Origin of the sequence: Chthonomonas sp. (assembly GCF_035294505.1) — a bacterium.
Taxonomy (GTDB): Bacteria; Armatimonadota; Chthonomonadetes; order Chthonomonadales; family Chthonomonadaceae; genus Chthonomonas.
Map to the genome: position 1 here is coordinate 1 of NZ_DATGKU010000084.1, position 26,719 is coordinate 26,719.

Annotated in this window: 19 protein-coding genes; 11 read left to right on the forward strand and 8 right to left on the reverse strand. The window is 56.7% G+C overall.

What is annotated here, in order from left to right; genetic code table 11:
• Positions 1-297 precede the first annotated feature (297 nt).
• Positions 298-738, reverse strand: coding sequence for a DUF4149 domain-containing protein (locus tag VKV18_RS04545; RefSeq protein ID WP_324203040.1), 441 nt, complete (start codon positions 736-738; stop codon positions 298-300).
• Between the two features lie 1,312 nt (positions 739-2,050).
• Here VKV18_RS04545 and VKV18_RS04550 point away from each other — a divergent pair.
• Positions 2,051-3,640 carry a glycosyl hydrolase gene (locus VKV18_RS04550; RefSeq protein WP_324203041.1) on the forward strand — a complete coding sequence of 530 codons (1,590 nt, stop codon included), beginning with the start codon at positions 2,051-2,053 and terminating at the stop codon, positions 3,638-3,640.
• A 13-nt stretch (positions 3,641-3,653) separates the two neighbouring features.
• Here VKV18_RS04550 and VKV18_RS04555 read toward each other — a convergent pair whose 3' ends face one another.
• Together VKV18_RS04555 and VKV18_RS04560 are read right to left on the reverse strand one after the other, a co-directional pair.
• Entirely contained in the window at positions 3,654-4,871 is a 1,218-nt protein-coding gene (locus VKV18_RS04555; protein WP_324203042.1) for an acetate kinase, read from the reverse strand.
• Between the two features lie 19 nt (positions 4,872-4,890).
• Positions 4,891-7,254, reverse strand: a complete 2,364-nt coding sequence (locus VKV18_RS04560; RefSeq protein WP_324203043.1) for a phosphoketolase family protein — start codon at positions 7,252-7,254, stop codon at positions 4,891-4,893.
• Positions 7,255-7,359: 105 nt separating this feature from the next.
• On the opposite strand from VKV18_RS04560, the gene VKV18_RS04565 reads away from it, so the two are divergent.
• The 3 genes from VKV18_RS04565 to cydB are packed head-to-tail and all read left to right on the forward strand — an operon-like array spanning position 7,360 to position 10,705.
• Entirely contained in the window at positions 7,360-8,238 is an 879-nt protein-coding gene (locus tag VKV18_RS04565; RefSeq protein WP_324203044.1) for a universal stress protein, read from the forward strand.
• Between the two features lie 27 nt (positions 8,239-8,265).
• The gene (locus VKV18_RS04570) at positions 8,266-9,636 is read left to right on the forward strand and encodes a cytochrome ubiquinol oxidase subunit I (RefSeq protein WP_324203045.1); all 1,371 of its coding nucleotides are present in this window, start codon (positions 8,266-8,268) and stop codon (positions 9,634-9,636) included.
• Positions 9,637-9,652: 16 nt separating this feature from the next.
• The gene (cydB, locus tag VKV18_RS04575) at positions 9,653-10,705 is read left to right on the forward strand and encodes a cytochrome d ubiquinol oxidase subunit II (RefSeq protein WP_324203046.1); all 1,053 of its coding nucleotides are present in this window, start codon (positions 9,653-9,655) and stop codon (positions 10,703-10,705) included.
• 71 nt (positions 10,706-10,776) lie between these two features.
• On the opposite strand, the gene VKV18_RS04580 is transcribed toward cydB, so the two are convergent.
• From VKV18_RS04580 to VKV18_RS04590, 3 genes are all read right to left on the reverse strand, one after another.
• A complete protein-coding gene (locus VKV18_RS04580) occupies positions 10,777-12,807 on the reverse strand; it encodes a S8 family serine peptidase (protein WP_324203047.1) in 2,031 nt (676 codons plus the stop codon).
• A gap of 266 nt (positions 12,808-13,073) precedes the next feature.
• On the reverse strand, positions 13,074-13,865 hold the full coding sequence (locus VKV18_RS04585; RefSeq protein ID WP_324203048.1) for a GNAT family N-acetyltransferase: 792 nt from the start codon (positions 13,863-13,865) through the stop codon (positions 13,074-13,076).
• Positions 13,866-13,891: 26 nt separating this feature from the next.
• Complete coding sequence (locus tag VKV18_RS04590; protein ID WP_324203049.1) at positions 13,892-14,449, reverse strand: GNAT family N-acetyltransferase; 558 nt, start codon at positions 14,447-14,449, stop codon at positions 13,892-13,894.
• Positions 14,450-14,602: 153 nt separating this feature from the next.
• On the opposite strand from VKV18_RS04590, the gene VKV18_RS04595 reads away from it, so the two are divergent.
• Genes VKV18_RS04595 through VKV18_RS04605 form a run of 3 tightly spaced genes read left to right on the forward strand, consistent with a single transcriptional unit; the run spans position 14,603 to position 17,437 of the window.
• Entirely contained in the window at positions 14,603-15,979 is a 1,377-nt protein-coding gene (locus VKV18_RS04595; RefSeq protein WP_324203050.1) for a FapA family protein, read from the forward strand.
• 9 nt (positions 15,980-15,988) lie between these two features.
• Positions 15,989-16,342, forward strand: coding sequence for a hypothetical protein (locus tag VKV18_RS04600; RefSeq protein WP_324203051.1), 354 nt, complete (start codon positions 15,989-15,991; stop codon positions 16,340-16,342).
• Between the two features lie 3 nt (positions 16,343-16,345).
• Entirely contained in the window at positions 16,346-17,437 is a 1,092-nt protein-coding gene (locus VKV18_RS04605; RefSeq protein WP_324203052.1) for a M15 family metallopeptidase, read from the forward strand.
• A gap of 39 nt (positions 17,438-17,476) precedes the next feature.
• Here VKV18_RS04605 and VKV18_RS04610 read toward each other — a convergent pair whose 3' ends face one another.
• A complete protein-coding gene (locus VKV18_RS04610; protein ID WP_324203053.1) occupies positions 17,477-18,535 on the reverse strand; it encodes a lactonase family protein in 1,059 nt (352 codons plus the stop codon).
• Positions 18,536-18,680: 145 nt separating this feature from the next.
• Positions 18,681-19,205, reverse strand: coding sequence for a hypothetical protein (locus VKV18_RS04615; RefSeq protein ID WP_324203054.1), 525 nt, complete (start codon positions 19,203-19,205; stop codon positions 18,681-18,683).
• Positions 19,206-19,544: 339 nt separating this feature from the next.
• Here VKV18_RS04615 and VKV18_RS04620 point away from each other — a divergent pair, with 339 nt between their 5' ends.
• The 4 genes from VKV18_RS04620 to VKV18_RS04635 are packed head-to-tail and all read left to right on the forward strand — an operon-like array spanning position 19,545 to position 26,698.
• The gene (locus VKV18_RS04620; protein WP_324203055.1) at positions 19,545-20,318 is read left to right on the forward strand and encodes a phytanoyl-CoA dioxygenase family protein; all 774 of its coding nucleotides are present in this window, start codon (positions 19,545-19,547) and stop codon (positions 20,316-20,318) included.
• A gap of 8 nt (positions 20,319-20,326) precedes the next feature.
• Positions 20,327-21,652, forward strand: coding sequence for a Xaa-Pro peptidase family protein (locus tag VKV18_RS04625; protein WP_324203056.1), 1,326 nt, complete (start codon positions 20,327-20,329; stop codon positions 21,650-21,652).
• Positions 21,653-21,710: 58 nt separating this feature from the next.
• Positions 21,711-24,500 (forward strand): phosphoenolpyruvate carboxylase, encoded by a 2,790-nt coding sequence (locus tag VKV18_RS04630; RefSeq protein ID WP_324203057.1) that lies wholly within the window; start codon positions 21,711-21,713, stop codon positions 24,498-24,500.
• A gap of 20 nt (positions 24,501-24,520) precedes the next feature.
• On the forward strand, positions 24,521-26,698 hold the full coding sequence (locus tag VKV18_RS04635; protein ID WP_324203058.1) for an ADP-ribosylglycohydrolase family protein: 2,178 nt from the start codon (positions 24,521-24,523) through the stop codon (positions 26,696-26,698).
• Positions 26,699-26,719: the final 21 nt, after the last annotated feature.

Genomic DNA, 26,719 nt, shown 5'->3' on the forward strand with positions numbered 1-26,719 from the left:
TGACCGGTTTGCACAGAAGGTTCCTCGTGGTTCAGGAACCTAAAAGCCTCGTCTCCTCCGGTATGGGGAGAGGCATGGAACGCACGACTTCTGTGTGAAGGTATCCGTCCTCGGTGGGCCGCTGCGGTGCGAGGCAAAACAACGAAATACGAACTCTATGGAACGACTTGTTACCTCTTACAATTAGCAAAGAAGAACACCTAGGTGCAGAGGTTTGCTTCTATTATAACACCGTTGTGAACGTATGTCAAGATTTTCCTGCTAGCCACAGCAATTTCAAGAAGAAGGCCGTTTTTTCTAACTGCAGCCCAGCCAAAAGAGAAGGATCACTTTCAAGATGTCGCTGTAGAAGTAGATTTGATGCAGGTCTAGTCCTTGGCTCGGCAAGGGCTGCCCACGAAAAAGGAGTTCGATTCGGGCATCCATCCCCGGCAAAAGCCAAAACGTCTGCAGCGCCAGTAGACCTAGCAAAAGGAGTACTAGAGGAAGGCGGAAGCGAAGCCTCTTCCTGGAGAACAGCACAAGCATCCATAGCGCCAGGGCACACCCCCACTCCACACGATTGAAAAGGTGAAAAGTAGCGCGCCCCACATCTAAGGCTACCGGCATTGTAAGGGAGGGCGCTTGGAACTTGGCAAGCGTTGCCAAAAAGGAGACGCCTACGAGCATCCCAGCCCAGTAGATAGGCAGTAACACGACGGCTCGCCCCAACCAAAAACGAAACCAGACAGAACGCATACCGAAATCCTCTATTTGGATAATTAGGTCTTAATATACCCTATTAGCGCTAATGTTCAAGCCCTCACCCCTCTCCCGTCCCTCAAGGCCGACACTGGGGTCCTCAGAAAATCTTGCAATTTTCTGGGGAAGTGCGCCCTCTCCCTCAGAGTTCGGCAGGGACTGAACTTAAGATTTCTCGCCTTCGGCTCGAAATGACAATCGTATCATTGGCTCTTCAAGCCTCTACTCCCCTCTCCCTATCAGAGAGAGGGGAGACCAATAAGCTACCTCTCGGTTTCTAGTGATAAGCTATTCTTTAGACACTAACCAAACTAGCCCCCTTTCTCCCGAATCGGGGGAAAGGCCGGGATAGGGGGCGAACAAGGTAGGCTTGTTCTGCTAATTGCCTCTAGAACCGCGAGATTGGCAGTCCCTGCAGCCCTACCCCCATCTCTCAGAACCGGTGGGGATTGAAATTCAAGATTTCTCGCCTTCGGCTCGAAATGACAGTTGTGGTATCGGCTCGAAATGACACGTGTTTATCTCGCCTTCGGCACGAAAGGACAGTCGTATCACCGGCTCTTCAAGCCTTCACCCCCCGCCCCTCTCCCACTTTGGGAGAGGGGAGACCAATAAGTTCATTGGCGGTTTCCTTTGATAAGCTGTCTTTTGAAAAACTGGCAAAATAGCCCCCTTTCTCCCGAATCGGGGGAAAGGTCGGGATAGGGGGCGAACAAGGTAGGCTTGCTCCGCAAACTGCCTCTAGAACCTTGAGGTTGGCAGTCTCCACAGCCCCCGTCCTTACCCATACAGGGAGAGAGGCTGACCACCTCAGCGGCCTATCTCATTTCTCCTTAATCGCCTCTTTCTCTGGCCGCTGCATCGCCGTGCGCTAGCACCTCCCGAATCGGGGGAAAGGAAGGGATAGGGGGCGAACAAAGTAGGCTTGCGAAATAGACTAGCTCTAGCATCGCGAGATTGGCAGCTTCTGCCGCCCTCACCCCCACCTCTCAGAACCGGTGGGAATGGAAACGCAAGATTTCTCGCCTTCGGCTCGAAATGACAGTTGTTTATCTCGTCTTCGGATCGAAAGGACAGTTGTCTTCGGCTCTTCAAGCCCCCACCCCCCGCCCCTCCCCCTATCAGGGAGAGGGGAGACCAACATGCTAACTCTCGGTTGCCTATGATAAACTTTCCTTTCAACTCAGGAAAGAATACAAAAAGATTCTGAGACAAGTAGAAACAGACCGGTAACAAAGTTGCCGGTTCCTTCTAACTCGATGTCAGGTAAAATCTTCCTACTTGAAGCCTCCAATGAAGGAGAATACGAATGTTCTACGCCAATTTTTGGAAGTCCCTCGTGTTGATAACCACAGCCGGCTCTGCCCTTTTGGCCGGTGCACAACAGAACCCCCCAACCAGCAACGGCCCCATCGTGGATCGATTCGGTCAGTATCTTCCCACCGATTGGCCTGGCAAAGTCCATACCGACGCCGACCTCGAGGCTGCCCTGCAAAAAGAGCAAGACCTTATGCGCACTCAATGGCTCTTGCCTCAACACCGCGATCCCTTCGGTGGCGAAACCGACTTAGGCTGGCACGCCAAGGCCACCGGTTTCTATCGAGTCATGCAACATAACGGGAAGTGGTGGCTCATTACGCCGCAAGGCAATCCCTGTTTCTACACCGGCGTCTGCACAGTGCCGACTCTTATAAACGGCACCCCGATTACGGGGCGTGAAAGCCTCTTTGCCTGGCTGCCACCCAAAACCGGTGCCTACGCTGCCGCTTGGGGCACCTCTCCATGGGATAGCAGCGACAAAACCGAATACTTCTCGTTTGATACGGCCAACCTCATCCGGAAATTCGGCGACGCTTGGGATCAACGCGCTCGCTCGGAGGCGATAGAGCGCCTGCAACATTGGGGATTTTGCGGCGCAGGAAAATGGTCGGAGAGGTTGCCCAACGTTCCCTCTCTCCCCGTCCTTTGGTACTCCGCAGACTACATAGGTCGCCATCCCGACATCTTCGACCCCAAAGTGCAGGCCCAAATTCGCCAGTCGCTTCAACAGCAGATCGCTCCACACAAAAACGACCCCTATATTCTCGGATGGTCTATCAAAAACGAGTTCGACGAAATTATCACCATCCAAGAGATAAAAGAGCTTCTTCAAAAGCCGGCCACGGTTCCGGCCAAACGGGCCTTGGTGGACGAGGCCTTAAAAACCCGTTATCATCATGACGTCGCTGCTATGGCCGCCGCTTGGAAGGTAAGTTCACCTGGCCGTGAAGCTCTCTATAACGCCCAACCAACACCGCCCATGGACGACCTCGAAGCCCTTCGGCAGTTCTTCGCCAGAAGCTACTACGCTTTTCTCTACAAAACGGTGAAGCAGATAGACCCCCATCATCTCTACTTCGGCTTCTGGATCGTGCCCGGCTGGTGGCAGAACGCGAGCGATTGGGGGTTGATTGCCCCCTACTGCGATGTCATAGGCTACGACCGCTACGCCACTACCTTCGCGGATAACTGGCTTGAAGGGCTGTTCAACGCCACCAAAAAGCCCGTGCTGTGCGGCGAGTTCTCCTTCCCGCCCTACTACAATGGGCAGCGCGGCTTTGGCCGCTACTTCGTATCCACCACAGATGAAAGCCAGGAGGCCGACCTTTATGCAAAGTGGGCGAAAGACGCTGCCGCAAACCCCTACTGCGTTGGCCTGATGTGGTTTGAGTATCGTGATGAACCCATCACTGGCCGCGGGCCGGGGCACGGCCCAGAAAGAGTCTACGGCGAAAACTATGCCTTCGGCCTTGTGGATGTGGCAGACCGCCCGCGCTGGGACCTTGTTACCCAAATGCGGGAAGTAAACCTGCAACTTGATCGCATTCGTGCGTCCGGCGAAACGACGCTTGCAAAGTAGAGCTGCCGCACAGCTAGCCCGCTTTCTGCCAGAACTGCCAACAGGCTTGGGCAATGGCCCACTCTTCTTGGGTACGAATAACCAATACGCGCGTTGGAGAGGCGGGAGTGGCGATGTCTCCATCTTCAGCGATCGCTTTATTTTTGTCGGCCTCGAGCGCGATACCCAAAAAGGCCAGTTGCTGACATGCAGCCTCACGCACAAGGGAGGAGTTTTCGCCTATTCCGCCGGTAAAGATCAGGGCGTCCACTCCGCCTAAACATGCGGCCATAGCCCCGATATGCCAACAGAGCCGATGCACAAACATGCGGAAAGCGAGCTGCGCACGCGAGTTTCCCGCCTGCATGGCCGCCTCTATCTCCTGCATACTGTGAGAGATGCCGGAGAGGCCTAACAGCCCCGAACGCCGCTCCAAAACCTCCTCCAATTGTGCTGGGGTATAGTAGCCTTTTTTCAAGAGATAGAGGAGCAAACCCGGGTCTATAGAGCCGGATCGGGTGCCCATCATCAGCCCCTCTAAAGGGGTAAACCCCATCGTTGTGGCCACACTTTTGCCGTTTTGGATGGCGGCCAAAGAGCAGCCGTTGCCTAAATGGCAGGAGACAAGGCGTAGCGAGTGGAGGTCGCGATGAAGCAACGTCGCTGCCCGAGCAGCCACATACTGGTGGCTGATGCCATGAAACCCATAACGCCGAAAACCCCGCTCTTTCCATTCGTAGGGACCGGCATAGAGGGCACCCTCTTCGGGCAGGGTGCTGTGGAAAGCGGTATCGAAAACAGCCAGTTGAGGCACGGCGCCGAACTGTTTTTCCACCGCGCGAATGCCCTCCAAAGCGATGCGATTATGCAGGGGGGCCAACTCCGCGAAGGCCTCGATATCGCGCTTAACCTCCTCCGAAATAGGCGTAGGCTCCCGATACTTTCCCCCTCCATGAACCACCCGATGCCCCACGATCGCAACGACTTCACTTTTGGGCAGCACCGAAAGCTCTTCGATGGTAGCCAACATAAGCCCTATCGCATGGACGGGTGAGGAGGCCTCGATTTGCCGATGGAGGGACTGGGTTGCGCTCTTCGCCTCCAGGGTCGCCTGGCCTTGCATGCGATCGGGGTGTTGCCACACGACACGCCCCTCCCACAGCGGAGCGGGGGGCGTCTCCTGAACGGCGGTAACGGCATATAAGGCGCCCTTATGGCTGCTTGAACCCTCATTAAGTACAAGAATGTTCACCGTCGTTTGTCCATGGGGGTTAGTTCGTCCAACTCCAATTCTTCACCTCGGGTAGGTCGTCGCCATACTCGCGAATATAGGCTTTGTGCTCCAGCAGTTTATCGCGCAACATCTGGCGCAGATGGGCGTGCGCCTGCAGACGCGGAACTCTGTCGAGCACATCCATCGCCAGGTGGAAGCGATCTAGCTCGTTGAGCACGCACATATCGAAAGGCGTCGTTATGGTGCCTTCCTCTTTATACCCTCTTACATGCAGGCGTTGGTTCGTGCGACGATAGGTCAAACGATGGATCAACCAGGGATAGCCGTGAAAAGCGAAGATGATGGGGCAGTCGGTGGTGAAGATGCTATCGTACTCCTTATCGGGCAATCCATGTGGGTGCAGACTCGGAGGCTGCAGAGTCATGAGGTCAACAACATTGACGACACGAATTTTGATGTCGGGGATATGCTTGCGCAGCCAATCTACGGCGGCAAGAGTCTCCAAAGTGGGTACGTCACCGGCGCAGGCCATAACCACATCGGGTTGACCGCCCTGATCGTTGCTTGCCCACTCCCATATGCTCACTCCCGCCGCGCAATGCTTGATGGCGTCGCTCATACTAAGCCACTGTAGCTCTGGATGCTTGCCGGCGATGACCACGTTAACATAGTTTCGACTACGCAAACAGTGGTCCATCACACAAAGCAGGGTATTGGCATCCGGCGGCAGGTAAACGCGGACGATCTCGGCCTTTTTGTTAACCACGACATCTATAAAGCCGGGGTCTTGATGGGTGAAACCGTTGTGGTCTTGGCGCCACACATGAGAAGTAAGAAGATAGTTTAGGCTGGCGATAGGGCGACGCCAGGGTAGCTCGCGAGTGACTTTTAGCCATTTGGCATGCTGATTGAACATCGAATCCACAATGTGAATAAAGGCCTCATAGCTGGCAAAAAGACCATGTCGGCCTGTTAAAAGATAGCCTTCCAGCCAGCCTTGACACATATGCTCGCTTAAAACCTCCATCACCCTGCCTTCCGGCGAGAGATGGTCGTCGGTGGGCAAAATAGGCTCGGTGGTCATTCGGTCGGTCACTTCAAACACGGCCTGAAGCCGATTCGATGCCGTTTCATCTGGGCACATGATGCGGAAGTTGCGGCTCTCCAGGTTTTTCTTCATCACGTCGCGCAGAAAACAGCCGAGAATGCGCGTGGATTCGGCCTGTTGGGTGCCCGGTTTCTCCACGTCAACGGCATAGTCCCGGAAGTCGGGCATGCGAAGGTCGCGCAATAAAGCCCCACCATTGGCGTGAGGGTTTGCGCTCATACGCCGCTCGCCTTGTGGGGCCAATGCCGCGATTTCAGGAAAGAGTTTTCCGTTTTTATCAAATAGCTCCTCCGGTTTGTAGCTGCGTAACCACTGCTCTAACATCCGGAGGTGTTCGGGCTTTCGGTGGAGTTCGGCAAGCGGAACTTGATGCGAGCGAAAGGTTCCTTCGACCTGCTGGCCATCCACGACTTTAGGGCCTGTCCATCCTTTTGGGGTGCGCAGGATGATCATCGGCCACCGAGGTCGCTTAGAAAAACCGTGGGAACGTGCATCCGCCTGAATCGTCCGAATCTCGCGTATCACAGTTTCCAAAGTGGAGGCCATTTGGGGATGGACGAGTTGCGGGTCGTGCCCCTCCACCACATAGGGGTGGTAGCCGTAACCCTCGAATAGCTTTATCAGCTCCTCCGACCCCATACGTCCGAGCACGGTAGGGCCGGAGATTTTATATCCGTTTAGGTGCAGGATGGGCAGCACGGCCCCATCACGAGCCGGATTCAGGAACTTATTCGAGTGCCAGCTTGTGGCACAAGGCCCCGTTTCTGCCTCACCATCTCCCACGACGCAACATACCAGAAGATCGGGGTTGTCGAAGGCGGCTCCATAGGCATGGAGCAGCGAATAACCGAGTTCACCTCCCTCATGAATGGAGCCGGGCGTCTCTGGAGCTACATGGCTGGGAACGCCTCCGGGGAAGGAGAACTGTTTAAACAGTCTCTTCAGGCCCTCTTCATCTTGCGACACATTGGGGTATATCTCGGAATAGGTGCCCTCTAGGTAGGCATTGGCGATGAGAGCCGGGCCGCCGTGCCCCGGCCCGGTTATGAAAATGGCGTTAAGATCGTAAAGCCGGATAAGGCGATTCATGTGGGCGTAGATAAAGTTGAGGCCGGGAGAGGTTCCCCAATGTCCTAGCAAACGGGGCTTGATATGCTCGGGAGTCAGTGGCTCTCGTAAAAGAGGGTTGTCCAACAGATATATCTGCCCAACCGACAGATAGTTTGCCGCTCGCCAGTAGGCGTCGATCAGCCTAAGCTCTTCTGGATCAAGAGACTTGCCTTGTCGCTTCACGAATCGGGACCTCCTCACATTTAAGTGGAGTGGGATAAGAGAACTATACCTGAAAACGGATAAAAGTAGGGTAATATCCTTATTATCACTGAAGGGAGGGCGACTATGTTTCAGACGATTCTCGTTGGATACGATGGCTCTGAAAATGCGCTTCATGCGGCGGAGAGTGCGGCTCGCTTGGCAAAGCTTTTTGGCTCCCACGTCATCCTACTTAACGTTTTTCCCTATCCCTATACGTTGATACCGGATGGCCTTTTCGACCAAGGCGAGGTGGCTCTCGACCCGGAAACGGTGGCGCGCTTGGCACGAGAAGACCTAAGGGTGGTAGAGGATGTGGCACTGCCGGTGTTCGAGAAGTACGGAGTGGCTTGCCAAATTGTGCAAGAGATCGGGGCGCCCATCGAGAAGATACTGCATACGGCCCGAAAGCACCATGTGGACCTCATCGTGGTTGGCAGTCGAGGCCTCAGTGGGTGGCAGCAGCTTCTGCTCGGAAGCGTGGCCAGCGGGGTTCTACAGCAGCACGATTTTCCGGTGCTTGTAGTGCGCAAACAACGGGTGGAGTTTCGCTCGCTGCTTCTGGCCACCGATGGGTCTGCAAGCTCCGCGAAGGCGGCGGCGACGGCCTTCGAGCTTGCCGATCGACTCGATGTGCCTCTCTCAGTGCTCTGTGTGAGGGACACGCGAAAACATTGGCTTGCACGCAAGACAGAGGCGACCATAGATACCGGTCAGCTGCAGAAGGCGCTTGAAGAGGAGCTGGAGCGGCTGCGCGGCAACAAAGACGTGCTGATCCACCTTCGTCTTCGCGATGGAAACCCGGCCCAAGAGATCGTGGAATTTGCTTCTGAAAACGATAAAGACCTCATTATAATGGGCAGTCGAGGGCTTGACCCGGTGCGGTCGCTCTTCCTCGGCAGCACCTCTCGCGCCGTGGTGCATCACGCGCCCTGTTCGGTGCTGGTGGTGCCTCGTGGAGAATAGCCGCGCTGCGGCAGTGAGGAGGAAAAGATGAACGCTTTAGCATGGAACCGCTTTCAATTTGGGTTTACGGTCACCTACCACTACCTCTTCCCACAGCTTACCATGGGGCTTGCCTTGCTGATCCTGCTCTTTAAGCTGATAGCCCTCAAAACGAAAAACACGCTCTATAACGATGCAGCTCGCTTCTGGGGGCGCCTGTTCGGCATCAATTTCGCCATAGGGGTGGTTACGGGCATCCCCATGGAGTTTCAGTTCGGCACAAACTGGGCGCGCTTTTCTAGCTTTGCCGGAGGGGTTGTGGGCAATACCCTCGCCATGGAGGGTATGTTCGCCTTCTTTGCCGAATCGGCCTTTCTTGGGCTTTTCCTCTTCGGAGAGCGCCGGTTCGGAAACAAAGTGAACCTTCTGGCCGCCTTCATGGTGTTCTTCGGCTCTTGGCTTTCCGGATACTTCATCATTGCTACGAACGCTTTTATGCAGCATCCGGTTGGCTATGGCATCGGCCCCGATGGACGCCTCATGCTGGTGAACTTTTGGGCTTTCGTTCTCAACCCCTGGGCCATCTATGAGTATCTTCATAACATGTGTGCCTCCGTGGTGACCGCCTCGTTTGCCGTGGCGGCAGTAGGCGCTCTTTACCTTCTGCTGGGCAGGCATCGGGAGTACGGCAAGATTTTTCTTAAAATGGGCGTCATCGCAGGTCTGGTCTCTTCGCTGCTTCAGGTGTTCCCCACGGGCGATGCCCAGGGCAAGATGTTAGCACGCTATCAGCCGCCCGCTTTAGCCGCAATGGAGGGTGCTTTCAAAACAAGCGCCCACGCCCCCCTTGTGATCATCGGTCAGCCTAACGAGCGCACCGGTCAGATCGAAAACCCCATCACGGTGCCGGATGTGCTGAGTTTTCTTGCCTACGGCTCTACGCGCGCCGAGGTGCGAGGGCTTGACTCGTTTCCACCCGACCAAAGGCCGGATAACGCGATTATGGCCTACTATGCCTACCATATCATGGTGGGTTTGGGCACGATTTTCATTGTGCTCATGGGGCTTTCGGCTCTTCTGCTATGGAAAGGGCGCCTCGATACCTTTCGCCCCTTGCTGTGGGTGCTGCTGTGCAGCTTTCCCTTCCCCTACATCGCGACGACGATGGGGTGGGTTGCTGCCGAGATGGGCCGGCAGCCGTGGGTGGTCTACGGGCTGCAGCGCACGGCGCATGCCACATCGCCTCTGCTCAGCGGCGGGGATGTGGCGTTCTCAACGCTCGGCTTTATGGGGCTGTATCTCGTTATCGGCATCGTGTTCCTCTACCTCTTCTGCCGTGAGCTGGCCCACGGACCCAGCCCATTGACCGCTACCGGGGAGGCTGTTGTCTCGGAGTCGGGGGCGCCCGTTACCGTTTAAGAAAAAGGAGGTTCATATGGCCACGCTCTGGTTCGCGCTGCTTTGCATGATGCTGATCGTCTACGTGGTGCTCGATGGGTTCGATTTCGGCGCGGGCATCTTGCACGTTTGGGTTGCCCGCAGCGATGAGGAACGTCGAACGATCATTGCGGCCATCGGGCCGGTTTGGGATGGCAACGAGGTGTGGCTGATCGCGGCAGGGGGCGTTCTCGTATGTGCCTTCTCCCGCGTCTATGCAGCGGGCTTCAGCGGATTCTACCTTCCGCTTATGATGGCGCTCTGGTTGCTCATCCTCAGAGGGCTTTCCATTGAGATGCGCTCGCACGAAAAAAACTTCCTATGGCGCAGCTTTTGGGATGGTCTGCTGTTCTTCTCCTCAGCGCTCATGGCCGTTGTGCTAGGAGCAGCACTTGGTTGCATTATTCGCGGAGTGCCGATTAACCAAACAGGTTTCTTTGAGGGCCCCCTTTTCACCGATTTCCGCGTTAGCGCGCATCCAGGCGTGCTCGACTGGTACACGGTTTTGGTAGGCCTTTTCGCGCTCTGTACGCTGGCGCTGCACGGTGCCCTTTACCTCTACTGGAAAACTGCCGGGCCGGTACAACAACGATGTCGTGCCCTAGCGCCCTATCTTTGGGGCATTCAGGTCGTGCTCGGCGTTGTTACGACCGTCGCGACCAATGCGGCTCGGCCCGATCTCTACGTGCATCTCATGGCTCGTCCGTGGACATGGATATTTGCCATCACGATTCTGCTGGGCGTTGTTGGCATCCCCCTCCAGTTGCGCCGCGGAAGCGAGCTGCCGGCATTTCTTGCCTCCTGCGCCGTTATCGTCGGCCTGCTGGGGGCCACAGCGGCAGGGCTTTATCCCACCGTTCTTCACTCCACCATTAGCCCCGCCTACGATCTCACCATTTACAATGCCGTCAACGGCGAGAGCACATTGCGCATCGCCCTGTTTTGGTGGATACCCGCGTTCCTTTTGGCCGTTCTCTATTTTGCGACTATCTACCGCCTCTTTCGTGGCAAGGCAGAGCTAGACCCAACCGGTCAGAGCCACTATGGCTAGGGGCTTATTTGCAGAGGGAGACGAGCAAAACGGGGGCTGTGGCAACACAGCCCCCGTCTGTCTTTATCGGCTCAGAAAGCAAACGGAATGTTGATGTCGAGATCCACCCCGAGTTGATCGCATCCGGCGACCACTTTGGCCCGCACGGTGCGCCCATGGCGGAAAGCGATGGCGGTGACGGTGTAGTTGCCCTGCGGCAGATTGATGAGGTGATACATGCCATCCGGTGCCGTCGTCGCATAGAACACCCGTTTTGAGCCGGCCGTTCGGGCGATAACGGGGATGTTCCCCAAAGGCGTGCCGTCCACGGTAACCTGTCCCATAATGCCGCCCACGTTCGTGCCTCGTGCGTTTTGAAGCGCGAGAGTCGCTGCGGCATCTATGCGCCCATAGCCGTAGGTGGGGTCGTATCCTCCGTCCCGCCGATTGTTCAGCTGATGGCAGCCCCTTTCGATATAGTTTACAAGAATCTGCGGGGCGTTCGGCGTAAAGGGGGTAATACCCAGCCGTGCAGCAAGGAGGGCGGCCAGGGCTGCAACATGAGGACAGGCCAGCGATGTGCCCGGTAGATAGCCGTAGTTAAGGCCGTACAGCCCTAAGGCGGCATACAGTCCATCGGGATTGTTGGGGTCGGGGTTGGAGAGAAGCACCTGGTAGGTTGGAGCCAGCGACCAAACCAGCACATACTCTTGAATGGGGTTCAATCCTAGGTCGGCTCCGTTGGGGCTGTTGTTGTAGAACTCGGTGATGTCGCCTCCTGGCGCAGCGCAGCCGAGTTCATAGCCATCGTTGCTGTAAGAGGCCAAATGTTCGTCGAGAACGGTGTTTGGCAACCCATCCGGCCCGATGGGGTCGCCGTAGGCGGTGGCGGCCACGGCCAGCACATGGTCGCAGCAGGCCGGGTAGCGGCGCGTTCGAGCGAGGATGGGGTAATTTGGATCGCCGTCGTTACCGGCAGCGGCCACGCAGAGGCAGCCGTGGTTCCATGCATAGTTAATGGCATCCTGCAGCGCCTGCGGAAAGTCTGTGGTATCGAGCGTAAGGCTGAGGTTGATGGCGATGCAGTGCTGGTCGGCCGCATACTGAATGGCATCAATGAGGTCCGAATCGGAGCCGTCTCCGTTGGCATCTATGATCTTGATGGGCACGATGACGGCGGGAAAAGCCAGACCGGGGATGCCGAGGCCGTTGTTGGGAGCCGCCGCGATGATGCCGGCAAGGCTTGTGCCGTGACCCACATCATCAAAAGCGTTGGTGACGCCTCCTCCTTGATCGCCATCAATGAAGGTATGGGCAAGGGCCTCGTCAATTTGCCCTCCGTTTGTGATGTCGGCATCCGTCACGCCCCCGCTGGGGTTGCCGGTATAGGTAAAATCGGGATGGGTGAAATCTATACCGCTGTCAATCACGGCCACGCGAGGCAGTGCGGGCGAGAGGGGATTGTTTCGATAGAGCTGGGCACGCTCCTGAGCCGTCTCGTAATGGCCGGGATAGATATTCCAGGCAGCTAAGGCGTTTACCGTTTCGAGGTTCCATGTGTAAGTCCAGTAGGACGAGTCGTCTTGGCGGGCTGTATCCGGCGTGTCCAAGCCGGAGAGCACCACAATGAGGTGTTCCAAATCTACCCGTTTCCAATAGTAGTCGTTGGGGTCGGGCAGTGGGGTGTTGCACAGTTCCACCGGATAGTCCGGCTCCGCTCGCAGAACTCCCGGCTGTTTACGCAGCAGTTGCAGTGTGGCGTTGAGCGCGGAAGGCGAAGGCAACCGGTAGGTCGTCCACCCCAAAACCTTGTTGCAATGGCAGAACCGCAGAGGGGTCTGACCGTCAGCAATGGCGTGGGCGTTGAGCAGGGCGATTTTGGTAGAACGGTTAAAGCGCGCCGCGAACTGGGTAGGCGAAACCCCCGGAGCCAGCTTCACCAGAATCTGCTGTATGGGATGGTGAGTCTGTTTGCGAAACGGCAGGCTGAGGGGCTGCTGTAGCAATTCGGGGCCGAGTGCTGATACACGGTAGGCCCCGCCCAACAGCGCTGCACAGAGTGTTAGGGCCAGTAACAGCCGAACGTAAGACCGACGGTAAGTTCGTTGCAATGATCGTTTCATCTTTCCTTCCTCCTAATTGAGAAGAACGGTTTGCGCGATAGAGAACTTCGGGGGCGCATGGTGGGCGCCCAGAGACAACAACACGACGGGTTATGCAGGTTTTGCTCCGCACCTGCTAACATAACGGGTTAGGGGAGGCGTGAAAGGCGCTCCCAACAACCGGAAACTTATAGATGAGCACCTAAGAGCTAGAAACGTTCAGAAAAGGATACATAGAAAAATTGCGCAGGCACGATGCGGATTCCTTCTTTTTGCAAAGCGCAAATTCAGGCGAGGAGAAGATGCCTATGAAGAGGGCCTCCATGCAAACGCTCAAAACCGAGCCGCCGGTAGAGCGATTCGGCCGGGCCGCCCGCTTCGGTGAAAAGATAGGCAAGCTGGTTGCCTTCGGCAAGGGCATCGGCGATGGCGCGCGTCACAAGAGCCGAGGCCACCCCACGCCGACGCCATTCAGGGTGTGTAATAACGCTATCTATGCGTGCCCACCCATGGGCTGAGAAAAGATCGCAGGCCCCTACCGGAGTCCCTTCGATATAGGCTAAATAGAGCCGACACGCGGGAAAAAGGGCCTCCGCTTCCGCCACAGCGCGCCAAAACTGACGCTCTTCCTCCGTCCGTTCGTCGCATATCTGCAACTCTACCCAAAGGCGCCGAGCCTCGGCATCGTGGGAAGGAATGGCTTCCACGCGAACGTGAGGCGACGGTGGTGGCGGCGGTTGAGAGGCCCTATAGGCATATAGAGGATACCGGCTTTGATTCTGCAGGGCACCTTTCCTTAAAAGGGCATCTAGAAAGCCTTGTTTCTCGGCCACAGGGTCTATATCTATCACGATAGGCCATGTACGGTGCTTCTTAAAAACGGTGGCAACCTCTTGCAGTACCTTTTGGGGGCCTCGTCCATCATCTCGTAACCGGAGGGCACGATTGGCGTCGTGATATTTTGGGAGGGTTTCGCTGAAAAGATACCAAGCGCAAGCGGTTTGCCGCGGTTCACCGGCAAAGGCGAAGTAAAGAATCTCGTGCTCTAACAGAGGATCAAGCCACCACAACGTGTCCATAAGACGACTGCGAAGGGTTTTCGCTATTATACTGCTTGCTCATAGTCCTTTCGCAAAATGGCGCAGATGCCGCAGTCCTCATAACGGTCGGCGTGTCGTATCCACTCTCGCAGAGTGCCCTCATAACGCATTCCCGCTTTCTCCATGACCCGTCGTGAGGCGGGGTTGCGCGTAAAGTAGGTAGCGTAGATGCGGTTAAGACCAAGTGTGTCGAACCCGAAGGCGATAACGCGCCGCGCCGCTTCGGTGGCATAGCCTTGACGCCAGTAGGGAACGCCGATCCAGTAGCCCATCTCGGCACGATGATGAGCGGGCTGCACGTGTAGCTCTATAGCGCCCACAAGGGTTTCATCTGCTCTGCGGATGATGGCGAAAGGGTAGTTCGTGCCGGCCGCGATTTGAGTGGCATGCCCGGCTATCCACGCCGCCGCAGCACCTTCGGGATAAGGGTGCGGGATATTGGTAGTGGTGTCGGCGATCTCCGAGGCTCCTGCTAAGCGTTGCACTACGGGCGCATCGCTTAGAGTAAAAGGGCGCAAGAGCAAACGCTCGGTTATTAACTGCAGCTGTGGTTGCTCTGTCATCCGCAACGGTATCTCCTTTCTTGTACCCTTTGTCCGTAACTTTACCGGTTTTGTTGTTTAGATACCGTATAACTACGTGCTCTATACTTAAGGGGTTGCGGGCAAGCACCTATAATGTGAAGAAGTCTCAAAATAACGAAGGGGGAGACAACGATGTCCACAAGCGGTGCCATTCGAGACGGACGTTTCGAGGTGCGCTTCAACGACAACTACACCGAGGCCACAGTAACCATCTATCCGCCGGAGACCGGCGGTAGACCGGTAAGTGCCGACGAGATCGTGAAGCGCTTTCGTGAGCTAGGGGTTACCTATGGCATTCGCGAAAGCGCCATCCGTGAGGCCGTCCATAACGCCCAACCGGGGCAAGACCCCATCACCTTTGTTGCCGCACAAGGAGTGTTGCCTGTGGATGGAATGGACGGCGTTATCCACTTTCGCATTCCGCAGGAGATTCTCACACGCCCGTTACCGAAGAACCGTTTCGGTCAGGTGGACTGGTTCGCCATTGAGCCAGAACGTTTTGTAGAGGCCGGCCAGGAGCTTGCTTGCATTGTGCCGCCGAGTGCCGGCACGCCGGGGAAGACTCTCATCTGGCCTATCCGTGTGATAGAGGCGAAGCCGGGGAAACCGGCGGACCTGCGCCCTGGCCCCTGTGTTCGCGTTTCGGAGGACGGCTTCCACTTCTACGCTACCACAGAGGGGGTTGCCGAGTTGCAGGGCAGCCGACTCGGTGTGCGTGCGTTTTCGCGCGTACATCACACATTGCGCGGCGGCCTGCATCGTTTTGCCCATGGGGCCGCCGTTGTCGGCGACACGATCGGCGCCTGGATCGTTTCGGGAACCTTTCTTGCATTGCGTGGTCGTGCCATCAACTCCTTGCTGCGGGTTAACGGTGACCTGTATCTCCATAGCGCTATCGGCTGTAAAATCGTTGTGACCGGCGATCTCTATGTGGATGGTACCCTGAACAACTGCCAGGTTGATATTCGAGGTAAAATTTTGGGTGGGCCCGATTCGCAGATCGTAGGTGGCTCTATCTGCGCCCAATCCGGCATACAGATTCAGCAGTTAGGCTCTCCAACAGGCACGCCTACCGAAGTTATGGTGAGTTCTGGCCGTTACAACCAGGTGCGCGCCCAGGAGATCGAAGAGGAGCTTGCAGCGTGCGAAACCCACATCGAATCGATCTGCCGTGCCTTAAAACCTTTTAGCACGCTGCGACTGCGCACGCTGCCGGAGGAGAAGCAGACGCTGGTTCAAAAGCTACAGGATCAGCTCCAGGCCTTGGAGGAGCATCAGCGAATGCTCTATGGGGAACGGCGCAGTTTGAGCATCAGCCGGCCGGAATCGGTTCATGCGACCATTCAAGTGGCGGGAACTTCTTATCCAGGGGTACGCATAGAAATAGGGAACGCGAGCACGGTGCTGGGGACTCAGGCGGACAACTGTCGGTTTTACGTGCCGTTCGGCGAAAACCGCATTCGGAGCGCCCCTCTAAAAACAGAGCAAGAGAGGGTTCTCGCTGTCTAGGAAAGAGCGGTGGAGACATCTTTTAAATTAACACGCATCGTACGCACACAATCCTCCGAGATATTTCTTATCTGGGATGGTGAGCGCCGTATCGGCCAGGCAGACATCCATTATGCCAACGACACCATCCACGCTACCATCATCCTTGAGGTAGACCTCAGCGTTGCCGAAGAGGAGGAGTTGCTCGCCCAAATAGACGACGATATCGTCTCCTCCTACCTCCCTCGCTTTGATAGGGAGGATTTTGTCGCCCACGTTTTTCGCGGCGAGGAGATCAGCCGCTACACAGATAGCTCCGGGCCTTTGGAGGATTTTGAAGAGGAGGATGACGAGGACGAGGAAGATGAAGATGAGGAGGAATAGCGCGTGACGTCCTCTTCCACCTCCGGCCGCAAGAGCCGAAAACTTGGCGCGCCGGAACCTATTGCGGCTCTGAATAAGGTGCGTATTTTGGAGCTGGACAAGCCATGGACGGAGCGGGAGCCGCTTGTTGATGTTCGTATCCACTGCCCCGATGTCGTTTTATCGCCTCATCTTTGCCCCTACTTACGTCGTACCGTAGCCGACATGCTGAATCGTGCCCAGGCCTCGTTGCCACCGGGCTACAAGCTGCGTGTTGGTACGTGCCTGCGAACGCTTGACATGCAGAAGAGCGGGTGGGATAGCTTTTTTAGGCGTATGCAGGAGGAGCACCCCAATTGGCCTCTCTCGGCATTACGGCGGGCCACAAATAAGTACTTTGCGCCCTACGATCAAAAGGCACCCCCTGGACACTGCACAGGCGGTGCGGTGGATGTGGGGTTGCTTGGCCCCGACGGAAACCCCTTGGATATGATCGCGCCCACCAAAGGATGGGAAGCGGCCTATACGTGGTCTGACAAGATAGGCCCAGAGGCCAAACGGAACCGCATGATGATGGTGGAGGCCATGCTGAATGCCGGTTTTTCCAACTGCCGCGACGAATACTGGCACTACTCCTGGGGCGATTCGGCCTGGGCCGTGCGGGTTGGCAAAACGGAATGCCCCTACGGATGGGCCTATCCGCCGGTTGCTCTCGAAACGGACTTTGCTGGGAAAGACCTCCGCATTGACAAAGCGCAGGCCGCCAATCCCCTTATCGAAACCGAACGAGATTGGCACGGGCGACCTCTCCGCGCACGAGGCCGCTTCGACATCCTGCCCCCCACTAGAGACGATGGGCGACTCTTTGCCATCGGCCTCTACTGGGCGAAAGGAGTTGATGTGGAGCTGGAAGCCTGCCTGCCGGAAGAGATGAAGCGATCTTTCCCGATTTTTGTGGGTGATGGCAAAGAGAGTTGGGAACCCCTCGAAACTTGGGAACGACAGGGAAATCGCCTGCGCATTTGGCTTTGCCCTAAAGCCGATCGGGTCTATCTCACCGACTATCCCCCGCCACCTAAAGAGCCAGACCGGCAATCTTCAGATACCTCCGCCTAAAGGCAGGAGGCTTGCACCTAACCCGAACTCCCCTCTAGCCTAGCCGGCGTTGACGTTCCCTTTATTCTCCAACGAAAAGAAGAGAATGCAACTCGGTGCAGAGAGGGCTACTTGTCGGTTCAAAAATTGGGGCATTCCTGTCTCTTGATCAAGGAGGAAAAACACCACATTGTTGCTCTTTTGGTTGGCCACCACAAGCCATCGTCCGTCCGGAGAGATGGCAAAGTGGCGCGGCCAGTCGCCCTCTACCGATATATGTCCTCTCGGTAGGAGCCGGCCGGTTGCCTCCTCTACCTGAAAAACAGACAGGCTATTGTGCCCCCGATTGGCCCCATAGAGAAAGCGCCCATCTGGCGATAGCGCCACTTCGGAGGGGTAGTTCTCACCAATAGGCGATTCGGGGAGGGTGGATTGGGTGTGGGTTGCAGTGAGTAAGCCCTTTTCAGGGTCAAATAGAAAGCCGGTGACCGTGGAGTTTAACTCATTAATCACATACAGAAAGCGCCCATTGGGGTGGATGGCGATATGCCGCGGCCCCGCTCCGTCAGGCAAAGCGACCTGATCATGAGGTTCAATCCGAGCTTTCTGGCGGTCAATGCGATAGACAAAAACCCGATCCACGCCTAAATCGGCCACGAAAAGATAGGGTTGTTGTGGGTGAGGAATCGTACAGTGAGCATGCGGCCCCTCCTGCCGATCGGGGCGTGCCCCATGTCCCTCATGGTGAATGCAGGCGGCTTCGGGATGAAGGGCGCCGTCCGGGGCTAAGGGTAGCAGGTGCACGTGTCCGCTGCCGTAAGACGCCGCAAACAGCATCTGCCCCATCGGGTCTACGGAGAGGTGGCAGGTATAGGTGCCGGAGAGGACTTGATCGTTCTTAAATCGTAGTTCGCCCGTAGTCGGTTCCAGGGTGTAGGCGGTAACGCGCCCCGGCTGCGTCTCACTTAGAGCGTAGAGGGTATGCTTGTTTGGATGTAGACCGAGGAATGCGGGCGCTTCAAGGCTGGCAACGCTGCGTTGAGAGGTGATCTCTCCTGCCTCCGAGAGTTCAAGCAACCCGATCTGCCCGCTGTAAGTGCCGACATAGATTCGCATCATGGCATCGGTGCTCCTGTTTTTCAGGGATTCTACCAGAACCGGATGCGATTATCCTCTAGGCCTCGGTACGTGCAGGAAACGGAAGCGCGTGGCCGGAGAAAGAGGAGCGTCGAAAGAGTGCACGCTCTCTCGACGCTCTGCAGAACTACGCAGTTCGACGGAGTTTGCGGCGAATGGCAAAAAGCCCGCCGCTGCAGAGAAGGGCGCCTAGGCCCGCTAGCGACGAGGCCTCCGGAGTGGAAGTGAGGGAGCCTTTGATGAAGTAAGTATTTCCATTACCTGCAGTCACATGGAAGCCGAAGCTGCTTGGGGTCGGTGTGTTGAGAAACTCAAACCCGCTTACCGAGTGGCTTGAGGTAACGGCGTTGCTCTTGCTGTTGTTCTCGTATCCAAACATCTGGCCGGTTGCGTTGTGCCCGGAAATATCGTCTTTCTCGCTCCAACCGCTCGGCGTTGTGTAGCCGGAGGGAATCACGGAAGAGACGGGATTGTCGAACAGCTCAAAAAAGCCGAAGATGTTCGTGATGGTGGTGCTGCCATAGCCGGCGTTTGGCGCCAGGGAGAGGCTATAGGAGGCAACTCCGTTGGAGACGGTTTTGTTGAGGGTAATGCCGTGGATAGCCCCCACATTCGTAAAAGAGCTGTAGCTCTGCGCATGAGCCACCGCCATCGAGCACCCTATAACAGCAGGGATGGACAACAATCTAAACAAACTTTTGAGATGCATCTGTTCCTCCAAAATTTTCTATTGCGTGAAGCTGTACAGCGAATTTCAAAGGCGCTACAACAACCAACAACGCCTACATCTAAGTATGCATTAGCTATGGGTTTAAATAAAATGACAAAAATGCCGGTTTTTATGATCATCTTTGGTCTCCGCCGGCGTAGGAGCAAAATGCTGTAAGGGCGAAGCAGGAAATTTTTAGCGAAAACACGAAGTAACAAAAGATACAGGTAGGCACGGCCTCCCTACACAAAGAAAGAGGCCATCCTGAAGGAGGTTGAAACCATGTTGACACCCGAACAGCTCGATTTCTATCGGGAAAACGGTTACCTACTGGTGAAAGGGTTGCTGACGCCGGAAGAGGCGGCTCTCTATCGTAAAGCCTGCCATGCGTTGGCCGAACGCCTCAGTGCCATGCGCAACATAGATGCCACTTGGGGCAGCGCCAAGCAGGCAGTCGCCGGTGCAGAGAAGACGGTGGTGCTGCACTGCCACGATGTGCAGTTCTATGATGCCCTCTTCACCCGTCTCATTACCGACCCGCGCCTAACCGATGCGGCTGCCGAGATCATCGGCTCACCTAACGTGCAACTTCACCATACCAAGATGTTTATCAAGCCGCCGGAGAAGGGCGCGCCGTTCCCTATGCACCAGGACGCCCCTTATTTCCCCCATGAGCGCCATACCATGATCGCGGCCATCTTCCATTTCGACGATGCTCCCATCGAAAAAGGCTGCGTTCGCGTGGTGCCCGGCAGCCATAAGTTGGGAATGCTGGAGCATAGCCCGGAGGGTGGTTGGCATCTGCCGTTCGAGCAATACCCTATCGAAAGCGCTGTGCCCTGCCCGGCGGAAGCAGGCGATGTGCTCTTCTTCAGCTACCTAACCATTCACGGCTCCGGGCTGAATACCAGCAACGAGGCGCGTACTACCCTTTTGGTGCAGATGCGCGATCCCACCGATAAGCCGACGCAGATGGTGCATCTCTCTCGAGGCCAGGGCATGATGTTGCGGGGGATCGATCCAACCGCATCGGGCAAAGCCGCCTGGCAGGAGTAGCGCCGAAAATGATCGTCTCGAATGTGCCTTCGGAGCCTACCGCTCAAAAGGAGGTCTATACGCCTCCGTTGCCGTTGGATGGATTCTCAACGGAGGAGTTTCGTAGCCGCCGCAAAGCCTTGCGCGAAACCTATCCGGATGGCATCTTGCTGGTGCGCGGTTCCACAGAGAGGGAGTTTACCGGGCCTCTGCCCTATCGGCAGAATAGCGCCTTCTACTACCTCACCGGGGTGCAGACTCCAGGAGCTTTCCTCGTTATGCTGCCGGAGGGCGTGCCTCCGCATGTAGGAAATACAGGCCTAAGCAAACAGGTGCGTGAAATCCTTTTTCTGCCGGCCCGTAATCCCTCCTGGGAACTCTGGACGGGCCCCAAACTTGGCCCCGGAGAGGAGACGCAGAGGCTTACCGGCATCGAGGCAACTTTAGAGGCAGGACGCCTCTGGGGGCTGCTGACCACGTGGCTATCGTACTGTGCAACCCTCTACGTTGTGGCGCCTTATGGAGAGGAGGCTCGGTTTTCACCGGATTATGCGCTTATCGAGCGTATTCGCCAAATGGCTCCGACGGCGCAATTTCGAGACCTCGGCCCAGGGCTGGCAAAGCTTCGCATGATCAAATCTCCTGCGGAAATAGAGCGTATCGAACAGGCCATCGCCATTACCGATGAAGCCCTGCAGGCTGCACGCAATCTCATTCATGAAGGAGATGGACGCTACGAATACGAGGTCGAGGCCGAGGTGCTTCACACCTTCCGACGTCATGGAGCGGTTTTAGGCTTTGCCCCTATCATCGGCAGCGGCATTAACGCGACCATTCTCCACTACACCGATAACAGAAAGCGCATGGAAAACGGTGAAACCGTTGTGGTAGACATCGGGGCACAGGTAGGAGCCTACACGGCCGACCTCACGCGCACCTTTATTGTAGGGGGCAGGCCCTCCGAGCGACAGCGCGAGATATATGCAACCGTGGCGGCCACCCTGAAGCATCTGGTGGACTCCTACCGACCCGGAGTCGATTCGTTAGACGATCTAAATAGGCGCTGCAAAGCGTTTTTGAAAGAGCACCCACTACGAGTTCGCAGTGCAGGCGGCGAGGAACAGACCCTAGACACCTTCATGCCGCATGGGGCAGGGCATCATCTGGGGCTAGATGTGCACGATGTGGGAGAGCGCTACGAACCGCTGCAACCCGGTGCCGTCTTTACCATCGAGCCGGGCCTCTATCTCCCCGAGGAGAGAATAGGGGTACGCTTGGAAAACGACTATCTGGTAACCGAATCGGGGCTACGGGAACTGGGCAACGCGCTTTCCGTTGACGTGGAGTTGGAATAGGCTCCTGTGGAGTGGCGGCCCTTGTAAAAAGGGCGGAAAAGCAGTAAGATCAATAGACATGGAAGAGATTTCTCAAGAACAGCCCCGCCCGCTTTGGAGCGCCGAAGATCAGCACGCACGCCTCGAAGAGCTGCTAACCGACGACCCCGAGAAAAAGTTTGCGCCGCTGCGCCGCGATGTGCGCAGCTTAGGCCGCCTACTGGGTTGGACGCTGAAGGAGCAGGCCGATCCCTCGCTGTACGATACGGTGGAGGCGCTGCGTCAAACGGCTATTGGCTATCGCGAAAGACTTCAGGCCGGTGAAAGTGCGGAAGACGCGCTCGCCTCCATGGAGGCGTGCATCCGCTCCCTCTCGGTGTCTCGCGCCTACCAAGTCACCAAAGCGTTCTCCATCTACTTCGAGCTAACGAATTTAGCGGAGGCCAACCATCGCAAGAGGCGTTTGCGTGCCGCCCGCGTCGCGCCGAATCACGTTCCTCAACCCGGCTCGATGGAGGGAACCCTCCTACGCATGAAACGAGGAGGCATTGGGGCTAGCGAAGCGCTGGAACACCTCAGCAAAGTGGAGGTGATCCCCACATTTACGGCGCACCCCACCGAGGTGGCACGCCGCACGGTGCTGTATAAACGCCGCCAAATTGCCATTCAGATCGAACGAATTGACTGGCTTCCACTCACCGACGCGGAGGCGCGCGAACGAGAAGAGCTGATCGCCGCGGCGATCACCGAGCTTTGGCAGACGGATGAGGTGCGCCGACGGGCTCCAACGGTTCAGGACGAGATACGTATGGGGCTTGATTACTACCCAACTTCCCTCTTTACTGCCCTACCGCGATTTTATGAGGGCCTGGCCGAGGCGTTCCAGCGAGCCTATGGCGTCGCCGTTACCCCCGCCCAGTTGCCCACCGTGCTGCGATTTGGCAGCTGGATTGGAGGCGACGGAGATGGCAACCCCTACGTTCATGGGGGAACCGTTCAAGATGCCCTCGAAATGGCACGACAGATCATTTTAGACCATTACCGGCAGCAGATAGAAGGATTGATAGCGCGTCTCAGTCTTTCTGTAAGACAGGCCGGCGTTTCGCCTGCGCTCGAAGAGGCTTTGGCACGCTACGAGCGGGAACATCCTTTGGAGGAGAAGCAGGCGCGTGCCCGCTCGCGAGAGGAAGTTTACCGCTTCTTCCTAAGCTATGTGGCCCGAAGGCTTCGGGCGGTTCAAGAGGGTGACACCACCCTCGCTTACCCCCATGCGGCTGCCTTCAAGGCCGATCTGCTTCTCATACGCGATAGCCTGCAGGCTAATAAGGCCCAACAGCTTGCTCGCCTCTATCTCGATCCGCTCATAAGGCAGGTAGACACCTTTGGATTTCATCTGCATACGCTCGACCTACGCCAGCATGCGCGCGTTCACGCCAAAGCAATTCAGGAACTCGCTCAAGGTGCCTCTACACAGTCGGGCCATATCCCCTCCCCACCCTCTCCGCAAACGATACAGCTTTTAGATACGCTTCGCACCGTTGCCGCCCTAAAACAAAAGTATCCGCCGCAAGCCATTCGGGCCTACGTGATCAGCGGAGCCACAAGCGTGCAAGACATCTGGAACACCATTTGGCTTGCGCGTAGCTGTGGCATTCGTGTTGAGGCGCATGGCGATGACCCCGGCCTGATGCCGGTACCCCTCTTTGAAACCATTCAAGACCTGCGTAACGCGCCGCAGATCTGTCGTGAGCTTTGGAGTTCGCCCGAGTACTCCCGTCTTCTTGATACATGGGGACGCCGGCAAGAGGTCATGCTTGGCTACTCCGACTCGAACAAAGATGGCGGCATGCTTACCTCCACATGGGAGATATTTAAAGCGCATCGGGCTTTACATCAGGTTGCAGCCGAGTGTAACGTGCAGCTGCGCCTGTTTCACGGCAGAGGGGGCACCGTGGGGCGTGGAGGAGGGCCAACGCATCGGGCCATCACGGCGCAACCCCCTAACGCCTTTCGCGGCTCCATTCGCATTACCGAACAGGGCGAGGTCCTCAACTGGAAATATGCCGACGAGCAGATAGCCGAACGCAACCTCGAACTCATGGTGGCTGCTGCCCTAGAGGCTCTGACCAGAGCCGGTGGATGGGGAGCTGTGATCGAGCCGGAGTGGGAGGCCGCCATGGAGTGGATGTCGCAGAAGGCGTTCGCCTTTTATCGAAAGCACATCGCGGAAAATCCAGAGGTTCTCACTTACTATGAACAGGCTACCCCTGTAGAAGAGCTAGCCCACGCCCGCATTGCCTCCCGTCCGCCACGGCGAAGTGAAAAACGAAATCTGGAAGACCTGCGTGCCATCCCTTGGGTGTTCGGTTGGATGCAAAGCCGGCATGTGCTGCCGGCCTACTTTGGGGTGGGCTATGCCATCGAACAGTTCATCCAAGAGAACCCCAAACATGAGGCGCTCCTGCAGACCATGATGCGCAAGTTCCCTCTGTTCGAGGATATGATCCGCAATGTGGAGACCGGGCTGGCGAAGGGAGACCCCAACATCGCCTGGCGCTACGCCTCTTTGGTAAAGGATAGAGCGCTTGCCGAGCGTGTCTATAACCTCATTATGGAGGAGTTCCATCGCACCGCCCGAATGGTGCTGCGCATCACCGGCCAACGTACACTCTTAGAAGAGAACCCCACGCTCGCCGCCTCCATCCGCCTGCGCAACCCCTACGTAGATCCCATGAGCCTTATCCAGGTAGAGCTGTTGCGCCGAAAACGTGGGGAGCAACAGGAGGCGGGCTTAGATCAAGAGGAGCTTGACTACGCTATCGCGGCCACCATCAACGGGATAGCGGCAGGGCTGCGAAATACCGGTTAACCGGTAGGAGGACATTGGGGATGCCTGCAGCGCTTACCCTTACGAAAAAAGCGTATTTTGACAAGGTAAAAGGAGCTTGGTGGGGAAAATGCGCCGGTGTAACTTTAGGCATCGCCAATCGTGGACGCACCGCGCCCTCCACTTTACACTACTATAGCCCTATCCCGGCCCAGCACGCGGCGGGAGTCGGGCTGGATTTTACGGTCGTTTGGCTCGATACCCTCGAAAAAGTAGGAATAGAGGTAGCCGACACCGATCTCATTAAGGCTTGGCAAAGCCATTTGGACTACTGGCAAGACGAGTTCGGCTATGCCCAATGGAACTGGGCACACGGTTTAGAGCCTCCTGCTTCGGGCACCTACTCCAACTGGTTTCACAACAGCACAGGAGGCGCTATGCGCGCCGACATCTGGTCTCTGCTTTTGCCAGGGGCGCCGCAAGTGGCCGCTGCATTTGCTGCCCGCGATGCACGCATAGACCACGGAATGGAGGGCGTTTGGGCCGCTATGTTTTTGGCGGCGCTGGGCAGCGCGGCCTTTTTCCTGACCGACCCACGGGCTTTATGCGTTATTGGGCTGGCCATGATCCCTCGCAACTGCCGTGTAGCGCGCGCCGTGAAAGCCGTGCTGGATGCGGCCTTTCGTGCCAACGAGTGGTTGGCGGCTCGTGAAGCTGTCCTCAAAGAGGTGGGCAACCCCAACTTTTCCGACGTGGCCCAAAATATGGGCTTCTTTACCATCGGGCTGCTTTACGGCTTTCAAGATTTTGAAACGGCCTTGTGTAGCGCCGTAAATTGTGGCTACGATACCGAGTTTGTAGGAGGAGCCATAGGCGCTGTTAAAGGCATCTTTTACGGCTACGAGCAGATGCCTGAGCTTTGGAAACAGCCTTTAGGAGAGATGTTCATCCCGGGCCCGGGTCTGCACGATCTGCCTTTGCCCGACTCGCTTCACGACATAGCGGAACGACTTGCCACGGTAGGAATGCGCTTCATCGAAGCCTACGTGCCGTATCTCGCCCTGCTTGAAGAAACGGCGGAAACGCCTATAGATACCGCGCCGATGCCTTCACCAACGGCACCTGAAGAGCAGGCTCCGACGGCAACCGATGTCTCCTTAAACGGGGAACCATCCCAAGAAACTGCTGTAGGGCCGTCAGAGGAAAACCTACCTACGTCTCCAACGGAACCTACCCCAACACCAGAAGCGACAGACCTTCCATCCTCTGCTCCTGCCGAAACAGAGGGTTCAACGGCTGTTTCGATGTCCGGCAGTGCCACAACACCCACCGATGTTACCCAGGCCATCGCCTGGGCGGATAATCGCCTCGTCAAACCCCTGCTCGTCTATCCACCCTACCTCATGGAGCGGCGTGTGGGGCCTTATCTTCTCTCGTTGGACGCGGGTGAGGTTTTCGCCGTGTCGCATCTGCAACCCAAATCGTTCCAGCTGGCGATAGCCAATCAGGGCCAAGAGCCTTTCATCGGAAAGATACAGGTGACGGTGCCGCCCGGGTGGCAGATCACCATGCCACCCGGTTTTGGGAACCGCCAGGTCATCGCACCCCAAGGACGGTTGCAGACTGGGTTCACCCTCACCGTGCCCGGTGGCCAGGGCGTTATCGAAATAGTAAACCCGCTTACTATCACGCTTCTGCCGGAGTCGGGGGCACCTTCTCAATCGGCACAGTTCCTCGTTCCAGGAGCCTCTTGCTGGTGGGTTGTGGGAACCTTCGAAAATGCTGAAACCGAAGGGTTCGACCGAGTCTATGCGCCGGAGAGCCGACCGGAACTCTATGAGACCTACACGGGGCGGCTCGGCCAGATCGTGCGATGGGAGCGTCGGAGTTTTCCGGAACTTGTTTTAGACCTCGAACCTCTCTTTCATGGCTCGCCGGGCGTGTGCTATGGGCAGACAACCGTATATGTCCCTACAGAGCGACCTGCACGGCTCGTTGCGGCAACAAATAGCGGCGTTAAGGTTTGGCTGAATGGGCAAAGGGTGCTGGCACGTTTTGAAAGACGCCCATTTCGCCCCACCCCTATCGGCAGCGTTTGGGGGGTGGATGTGCTTTTGAAGCCGGGGCCTAATCGCGTGCTGGTGAAATGGGTGCGTGGAAAAGACCCCTTCTCCTTTGCCCTGCTTTTTGCCGACCAGGAAGGCCGCCTCATGCCGGATGTTGGCAATACCAAGTGGTAAACTAAATAACCCCACCTCAAA